Genomic DNA, 9,367 nt, shown 5'->3' with positions numbered 1-9,367 from the left:
GTTGGAGATGGTATCGGTTGTGGTGTCGGTTCCGGCGTTGGTAGTGGGGTTGGAGATGGTATCGGTTGTGGTGTCGGTTCCGGCGTTGGTAGTGGGGTTGGAGATGGTATCGGTTGTGGTGTCGGTTCCGGCGTTGGTAGTGGGGTTGGAGATGGTGTCGGTTGTGGTGTCGGTTCCGGCGTTGGTAGTGGGGTTGGAGATGGTGTCGGTTGTGGTGTTGGTTCCGGTGTAGGAGATGGTGTCGGTTCCGGTGTTGGTTCCGGTGTAGGAGATGGTGTAGGAGATGGTGTAGGAGATGGTGTCGGTTCCGGTGTTGGTTCCGGTGTCGGTTCCGGCGTTGGTTCCGGTGTCGGTTCCGGCGTTGGTTCCGGCGTTGGTTCCGGTGTCGGTTCCGGTGTCGGTTCCGGTGTCGGCGATGGTGTTGGTTCCGGTGTTGGAGATGGCGCGGAAGAACTGATCGCAATATTGCCCTGAGTGTAAGTGCTTGGCGGCACCGGCACCGCAAACTGTGGCGAAATTGTCTGGGAACCTGATGTAATGGCTCCCGCCGTCCCATTCGTTGTCGCATCGCCGACAATAAAAGGTGTAGTAGTGCTCCCCGCGTGGCGAAGAGTAATCGCGCCGCCACCCGTGCCATTAGCGCTGGAAATGCTCGCATTTACACCGTTACTATCTGTAAAAGTGCCGCTGACTGTGAACAAATTGCCGGCCGTGAGGTCAATAGTGCCGCCAGTAGACTGAAGAGTGCCTGTAACGGCGATGTCGCTACCAGCTTTGAGAGTAATATTACCCCCAGAAGTGGCGATCGCATCCAGCGCAATGTCCCCTGCTGACTCCAAAATCACAGGCCCGCCTACTGTCGAAATCGCTCCCACTCCGATGCTATTGCCCGAAGCAACACCCGGTAAAGCAAAAAATGTCTCCCCTTCGGTGACATTCGGCGGCAAATTAGCAGCATTCGCCAAAGTCGAAACGCCCGATCGCAAAATTAAAGCTGCACTACCTGAAAGCACCGCCGCATCTGGATCGGCGGAACCTGACAAAGTAGTATCTGGCCCATTGATGGTAATATCTCCCGCCGCGATCGCGCCTTTTGCTTCTACCTTAAGTGAGGTTCCAGTATAATCCCCAAATCTCACATCTCCATCCGAGCTAATAATCGGGTCGTACAAACTCAGAAAACTGCCGCCGTTGCCAGACAATGTGAGAATAGAAAAATTACCACGCGCAGCGAAGTGAGCATCACCGGAAACAGTGCCATTGCTCAATAATGTGACATCCCCTGCGGATTGGAATGCAGGGCTAGGGTAATCTAGCGCGAAGATATCAATATTTTGATTACCTTGTATAGTAAGATTGCCACCTGCGATCGCCCTGAAAGGATAACTGCCATCCCTCACCCGCACCGTATCTCCTGCCAACAGAAACAAATTGTTCTCAGTAAGTAGCTGGCTTTCTACCAAAGTGAGATTACGTGCTGCCGAGAGTGTAGCATTCTGACTATTAACAGTAGAACTAGCGATCGCCACATCCCCGCTTTCCACCCTCAAACCCGCCGTCAAAACCACTTCTCCTGCACCGTTAACGGAGACGCCAGTAGCAGAGTTCTCACCTGCGCCAGCAAGCAATTGCGGAAGAGACAAAGGCAGAGATAATTGCCCATTCTGTGCCAACAATCCCCCGTCAACAACCCCAATTTCTAAACTTAATAAATGCCCTTCTTGACTAATACGAACAGCATTTTTACCGGGGACAGCAGCGACAATAATATTACCTTGGGGAGCATGGAGAGAACCCGTGCTGACGACAGTACCGCCGATTAAAGTTATACTTTGTCCCGGCACAACAGCTAAATTACCTGCATTGACGATACTTCCCGGTTGGCTGAGATTAAAGTAAAAAGTGTTGGGAGTTCCTATCAGCTTACTGTAATCATTCGCTCCAGCCACATTGAAGAAACCGGAATCAAAACCGATGTTAGTAGCAGTAGTAGCTGTAAAGGCTGCCGGAAGATTCAAGCTAGCATTAGGGCCAAAGATAATGCCCGAAGGATTTATTAAAAACAGGTTGGAATTGCCGCCACTTACTTGAATTAAACCATTAATAATAGAAGGATTCCCGCCTACTACCCGACCCATAATGTTGCGAATAGCGGGATTAGAGATAAAATTAGCAATCTGCCCTTCGCTAAGCCCAAACTGTTGAAAACTGTGGAAAAGATTGGCTCCATCTCTAGAAGTTTGGCCGCCTGTAATATTCAAGCGATCGCCGTCGGGTGTGACAGTAGTGCCAGTGTCATTGGGTGCAGGAACAATGGGTTGTGCTTGTACCACCGCTGTACTGACAATAGTGGCTGCGCTCGCTAGCATTGCAGCACCATGTATAGAAAAGAAGGCTAGTTTCATTAGCTTTTAGCTGGCAGAGCACGTATCGGACAATTATAACTTTAAGGTATTGGCCGCTCAGTGCGGTCAACAGCGGCGTAGACTTAGCGATTAAGAACCTCGTCACCATCAGGGCGGTTGCTATACATAAAACCCAAATTCTGCACCCTCAAATGTCACGATCGGTTTTTACTTAGTTTTAGCCAGCAATAAAGCTATGATTTATAGTTTTTTACCGTAGATTGACTGATAAAAAACGTTTTAAAGCCATAATTTATTACTTTAAAAATAGAGTTTCATGCGTAATTATGCTGTGTCACAGCCCAGGCTGCGTAATGTGGGCTGAAAATCAAAGCAAAAGTGCGATCGACTGTTGAGGCATCCTACAAATTAGGCGATCGCGATCGGGGCTACCACAAAGTATTTGCAGGCTGGTACCGGAAAAACTAAACATTTGTTACAAAAAGAATTTTTTTTCCTTTCTAACGCGCTATTGTATACAGAAAGCTGCTGCGTTTTGAGTTAGCTTTAATTTTTACCATAAAAATCAATATGCTCTCTATTCCAGGCGTTGCTGTCCAGACGCTGCTTTACGAAAGTGTCAACTCTCTGGTTTACCGGGCGATTCGGGAAGCAGATCAAGAGCCAATTATCCTCAAACTGCTCAAAGAAAGCTACCCCACACCTCAAGAATTGGTGCGCTACCGCACCGAATACCGCATCACCCAAGAGCTAAAAGAGCCGGGAGTCATACAAGTTTATGACTTGCAAAAATACCAAAATAGCCTCGTGATGTTTGTGGAGGACTTTGGCGGGGAATCCTTGACAATTTGGATGCAGCAGCCCTCCTTTACTCTAGAGGAATTTTTGCAAATTGCGATCGCCACCACGGAAGCATTAGGGCAAATTCACAGCGCCAATATTATCCACAAAGATATTAACCCCTCGAATATTGTTTACAACCCGGAAACGAAACAATTAAAAATTATTGACTTTGGCATTTCCACTCAGCTAACCAGAGAAACACCGATACTGAAAAACCCCGGCATTCTGGAAGGAACCCTTGCATACATCTCACCAGAACAAACTGGTAGGATGAATCGCTCTATCGATTACCGTACTGACTTTTACTCCCTCGGCGTTACCTTCTACGAATTGCTGACAGGAAAATTGCCTTTTGAGACAGAAGAGGCTTTAGAGCTAGTTCACTGCCATATTGCCAGACAACCAGTTCCGCCGCACGAAATCGAGACACAAATTCCCGTAATTATGTCTCAAATTCTCAGTAAATTGATGGCTAAAAATGCGGAAAACCGCTATCAAACAGCAGGGGGGATAAAGCACGATCTAGAAATGTGTCTGGTTCAAGTACAAGCAACGGGTAACATTGAGCAGTTTGCCTTGGGAACGCGGGATATTACCGACCGTTTTTTAATTACCGAAAAGCTTTACGGTAGGGAAATGGAAGTTTCTCATCTATTAGCAGCCTTTGAAGGAGTCAGTACAGGTAGCGCCGAAATGATGTTGGTGGCTGGCTTATCGGGAATTGGTAAAACCGCAGTAGTGAACGAAGTCCATAAGCCTATAGCCCGACAAGGAGGCTATTTTATTAAAGGCAAATACGACCAATTCCAGCGCAATATCCCCTTCAGTGCATTTGTGCAAGCATTTCGGCAATTGATGGGGAAGTTATTATCAGAATCCGAGGCTCATTTACAAACATGGAAAACCAAGATTCTGACAGCAGTAGGCGAGAGCGGGCAAGTGCTGATTGAGGTGATTCCTGAGTTAGAACGCATTATTGGCGCTCAAAATCCTGCACTAGAATTGTCGGGAAGTGCCGCCCAAAATCGCTTTAATCTGTTGATGCAAAAGTTTGTGCAAGTATTTACTACTGCCTCACATCCCTTAGTGATATTTTTGGATGATTTACAGTGGGCGGATTCAGCATCTCTGAAATTGTTACAACTATTGATGGAAAATACAGGGCATCTATTGGTGTTGGGTGCTTATCGGGATAATGAAGTGTCACCTGTTCATCCGTTTATGTTAACAGTGGATGAGATTGTGAAGTCTGGGGCAGCAGTGAATACGATTACCCTGCAACCGTTGAGTTTAGCAGATATCAATCAGTTGGTAGCAGATACGCTGATTTGTGATTTATCTTTTGCTCAACCTTTGACAGAATTGGTTTATGAAAAAACTCAAGGAAATCCCTTTTTCTCTACTCAATTCCTCAAGGCGTTGCATGAAGATGGGCTGATTATTTTTGACCGCCCTCAATCCCTTCTTAGTAAGGGGGGCAGTCAAGGGGGGTGGCAGTGCGATATTGCTCAAGTTAGACTTACCCACGCCTCGGATGTGGTGGAGTTTATGGCGGTGCAATTGCAGAAGTTGCCGAAAGAAACTCAGGATGTTCTAAAATTGGCGGCTTGCATTGGGGCGCAGTTTGATTTAGATACATTAGCAGTAGTCAGCGAAGAAGTACCCGATCCAACGGGATCAGTGCTATGGAAAGCCTTGCTTGAAGGACTCATTTTAGTGATGGCAGAAGGCTATAACTTGATTCAAGCAGATGCTCAATCCCCTCCTGGGTCTGTTGCTAATCCAACTTATAAGTTCTTGCACGATCGCGTTCAGCAAGCGGCTTATTCATTGATTCCCAACGACCAAAAACAAGCCACTCATCTCAAAATTGGGCAGTTACTGCTACAAAAATCCTCGGATATTGAAAAAGAAGAAAAACTCTTTGATATTGTGGGGCATTTGAATCAAGGAATTGAGTTAATCCATCAACTAAGCGAACGAGAAGCCTTAGCCCTACTCAACTTAGAAGCGGGAGGTAAGGCCAGAAGTTCTACCGCCTACGCAGCCGCAATGGTCTATCTGCAAACAGGAATTGAGCTACTGACAGTCAACTGCTGGCAAAGTCAGTATGAATTGACCCTGAATCTCTATATTGCTGCTACCGAAGCTGCGTATTTGAATGCTGACTTTGAGGGCATGGAACAGATGGCAGCAGAGGTATTGCAGAATGCTCAGACGATTTTAGACAAAATTAAAATTTACGAAATTCAAATTGCCGCCCTGACAGCCCAGGGCAAGATGTTGGAGACGATCGCAGTAGGCAGAAATGCACTCTTGCAATTGGGGATTGATCTACCCACCGAACCTGATGAAGCCTTGATTGGCAAAGCGTTACAAAACCTTGCCAACCAACTCCAGGGTAGACAGATTGAAGAACTGGTTGACTTGCCTGTGATGACCGATTCCCAGACTCAGGCAGCTATGCAATTGTTAGGAATATTGTTTGCAACCATTTTCCAGGGAATGCCGGGTTTGCTGCCCCTACTTAGCTCCAGGATGGTGAGTTTATCGCTCTCCTTTGGGAATGCACCCGCATCAAGCGTGGGGTATGCGATTCACGGACTGGTTTTGTGTGCTTTTTTTGGAGATGTCGAAACGGGCTATGACTTTGGTAAATTGGCATTCTCATTGCTGGATCGGTTCAATATGCGGGAATTCAAGTCTCAAATTATAATTGTGTTTGGGGGTTTTATTCAGCATCGCCAAGAAGCTCTCTTAGCAACGATACCGACGCTGAAAGATGGCTATACGGCGGGCATGGAAACTGGTGATTTTCTAAATGCTGGCTACAACATAAGTGGTTACTTTTATGTCCATTTCTTCGGTGGGGTAGAACTAGACAGTTGGGCATCAGAAATAGCAGGTTACAGCGCTGTCATGGCGCAGGTAAAGCAATATTCTGCCCAGGGTTTGTTGAATATGACGCAGCAGACGGTGAAGAATTTGAGGGAAGCCTGTATTCTGTCGGATTGCTTAATCGGAACTGCCTACGATGAAACCGTGATGATTTCTAAGCACCATCAGAACAATGACCTGACAGCGATCGCTGCTGTCTACATCTACAAACTGCTGCTTGCTTACTGCTATGGCAATTATACGGCTGCCCTAAACTACATTGCCCAAGGTCAACAGTATTTAATGGCAGTATCGGGATCGGTTTTTGTTCCCGCTTTCCATTTTTATGCAGCTCTGACGCACTTGGCACTCTTCCCCACACAGCCAGGAACCGAGCAAGCTGAAATTCTTACTCAGGCCCAAGCCCATCAAACGACTCTGCAACAGTGGGCGCAAAATGCTCCGATGAATCATTTGCATAAATGGTATTTGGTTGAGGCCGAAAAACATCGCGTTTTGGGTAATAAAGTTGAGGCGATTGAAATGTACGATCGCGCCATTGCTGGAGCTAAACAAAATCTATTCCTCAATGAAGAAGCAATAGCCAACGAACTAGCAGCCAAGTTTTATCTAGAATGGAATAAAGAAAAATTTGCCCAACTCTACATGATTGAGGCGTATTATTGTTATATCCAATGGGGAGCCACTGCTAAGGTAAAAGATTTAGAAACGCGATACCCCCACTTATTAAAACCTATTCAAGCCGGAAGAAAAAACACTAAAACTACCGGAACTGTAACGACCACGGGTTTGGTTAAAAACTTAGATGTCAGCACAGTAATGAAAGCTTCTCAGGCAATTTCTGGAGAAATTATGCTAGATAAGCTACTGTCTAGCTTGATGAAAATTTTGATCGAAAGTGCAGGGGCGCAAAGAGGATATCTAATTTTATTAACCCAGGAAAAGCTGTTAATTGAAGCTGAAGGGGCAATAAATTCCCAACAAGTCACCGTGTTGCAGTCAATCCCCGTTGAAGATTGTCAAGAACTTTCCTCCGCAATTGTCAATTATGTGGCCCGCACTCAAGAAAGCGTGGTACTAGATGATGCTGTCCGAGAGGGACAATTTACCAACGACCATTACATCCACAAAAATCAGCCCAAATCAATTTTATGCGTGCCACTGATTAACCAAGCTCAAATCGTCAGTATTGTTTACCTAGAAAACAATCTGACAGCCGGAGCTTTTACCCCAGAAAGAGTGGAACTATTAAAAGTGTTATCTGGACAAGCGGCTATATCGATTCAAAATTCTAAACTCTATACAGAAGTACGCGAAAATGAAACCAGGCTGACTCAATTCCTAGAAGCTATGCCAGTAGGGATAGTTGTAATCAAACCCAGTGGTACACCTTACTACGTTAATCAGAAGGGGCAGCAGCTTCTGGGAAAAGGAGTTGCGCCTGATGCCACGTCCGAGCAATTCGCAGAGGTTTATCAACTATATACTGCGGACACTTCCAATCCGTATCCTGCTGAAAAAATGCCTGGAGTGCGGGCATTAAATGGCGAAAGTTCCACTGTTAATGATATGGAAATCTACCAGCCTGACAAGGTTGTACCCATCGAAGTTTGGGGAACGCCTATCTATGATAATCAGAGCAATATTGCCTACGGTCTAGCAGCATTTCAAGATATAACGGAGCGCAAAAAAGCCGAAACAGAGCAGATAAGGTTCACCAATGAACTATTTCAACTCAACAAAGCTTACGAGCGCTTCGTCCCCAATCAGTTCCTCCATTTTTTAGATAGACCAAGCATTGTCGATGTCGAATTGGGCGACCAAGTGCAGTTAGAAATGTCAGTGCTATTTTCTGATATTCGCGACTTCACCACGCTTTCGGAAAGTATGACTCCGGAGGATAATTTTCAGTTCATTAATGCTTATTTATCTCGGATGGAATCAGCGATTATTGAGAATCATGGCTTTATTGATAAATATATTGGTGATGCGATTATGGCCCTATTTAGCGGTAATGCTGATAATGCAGTAAATGCCAGTATTGCCATGCTGCATCAACTTCAAGTATACAATCAAGAGCGGGTTAATTCTGGCTATGCCCCGATTAAGATTGGCATTGGCATTAATACTGGGAATTTAATGTTAGGCACGGTGGGCGGACCAAATCGCATGGATACGACGGTAATTAGTGATGCGGTGAATTTAGCTGCTCGTGTGGAAGGATTAACAAAAAATTATGGTGTTGCTTTACTGATTACACAGCAGACTTTTAATAAGTTAGCTAATCCTAGCAACTATGCTATTCGCATGATCGCTCAAATTAGTGTGAAGGGAAAAGTAGACTTATCTACAATTTATGAAGTTTTTGAGGCAGATATTCCTGAAACAAAGCGAGGCAAATTAGCAACCAAAGATTTATTTAATCAAGCTGTGAGCTTATATCGACAACAGAAATTTATCGAAGCCACAGCATTATTTGCTCAATGTTTAGAACTCTGCCCTTCGGATAAAGTTGCTCAAATTTATTGGGACTGGTGTGAACAAAAAACTATCAGTTTAAACATCGAACTCTTAGAGAGAAGTTTAGCATTAATAAAACCTCACTCTGATGAATTTGTAAGTAACTTTTATGAAATACTTTTTAATGAGTCTTCTCAGATTAAAGCTCTTTTTATGAATACAAGAATGGCACAGCAAAAAGAAAAGCTTTGGCAAAGCTTAGAAATCATTATTGAAAATTTACGGAAACCTAAGTTAATTAATGTTTTTGCTAAAGGATTAGGTGCAACTCATGCCAAATATGGCGTTTCAGTAGAACATTTTCCTGTTGTTGCCAATGCACTCATTCAATCCCTGAAGGCGCAGATGGGTTTAGAGTGGACACCTGAAACTGAAAAAGCTTGGGTAGAGGCTTATACAATTATTCAGTCAGCTATGATTGATGGCATGGGAGTTATGTGACCTTGATGAGGTGTTTGATGCTGACCCGCCAGAAATCAAAGCGGGCAAGTTAGCTACGCTGGAATTGTTTGCAGAAGCGAGGGCAAATTACTTGGAAGGGAAGTTAGCTGAGGTGGCGCGGCTGTTTTCGGAGTGTTGGCGTCAGAATCCGGGGGATGCCGTCGCTAAAATTTATTGGGAACGCTGTCAGTCTACTTTAAGAAATCGCACAAAAATTAAAGACAGGCTACACAATGTAGATTAATGATAAAAGTCCAAAGCTCGATCGCTACATGAAAAACTAAACATTTGTTACAAAA

3 protein-coding genes are annotated in these 9,367 nt (G+C 44.8%); 2 read left to right on the top strand and 1 reads right to left on the bottom strand.

Annotated elements, in window-relative coordinates; all coding sequences use genetic code 11:
- The coding region (locus tag QUB12_RS02570) for a two-partner secretion domain-containing protein (protein WP_445300652.1) at positions 1–2,369 on the bottom strand (2,369 nt) is incomplete at its 3' end.
- A gap of 567 nt (positions 2,370–2,936) precedes the next feature.
- On the opposite strand from QUB12_RS02570, the gene QUB12_RS02565 reads away from it, so the two are divergent.
- Both QUB12_RS02565 and QUB12_RS02560 read left to right on the top strand, forming a co-directional pair.
- Positions 2,937–9,068, top strand: a complete 6,132-nt coding sequence (locus QUB12_RS02565) for an AAA family ATPase (protein WP_333305326.1) — start codon at positions 2,937–2,939, stop codon at positions 9,066–9,068.
- Entirely contained in the window at positions 9,049–9,312 is a 264-nt protein-coding gene (locus QUB12_RS02560) for a hypothetical protein (protein ID WP_333305323.1), read from the top strand. Before QUB12_RS02565 ends, QUB12_RS02560 begins: the two co-directional genes overlap by 20 nt.
- The last annotated feature ends 55 nt before the right edge of the window (positions 9,313–9,367 follow it).

It is taken from the genome of Microcoleus sp. B7-D4, assembly GCF_036705125.1.
Classification (GTDB): domain Bacteria; phylum Cyanobacteriota; class Cyanobacteriia; order Cyanobacteriales; family Microcoleaceae; genus Microcoleus.
This window is presented reverse-complemented; position numbering and strand designations above follow the sequence as displayed.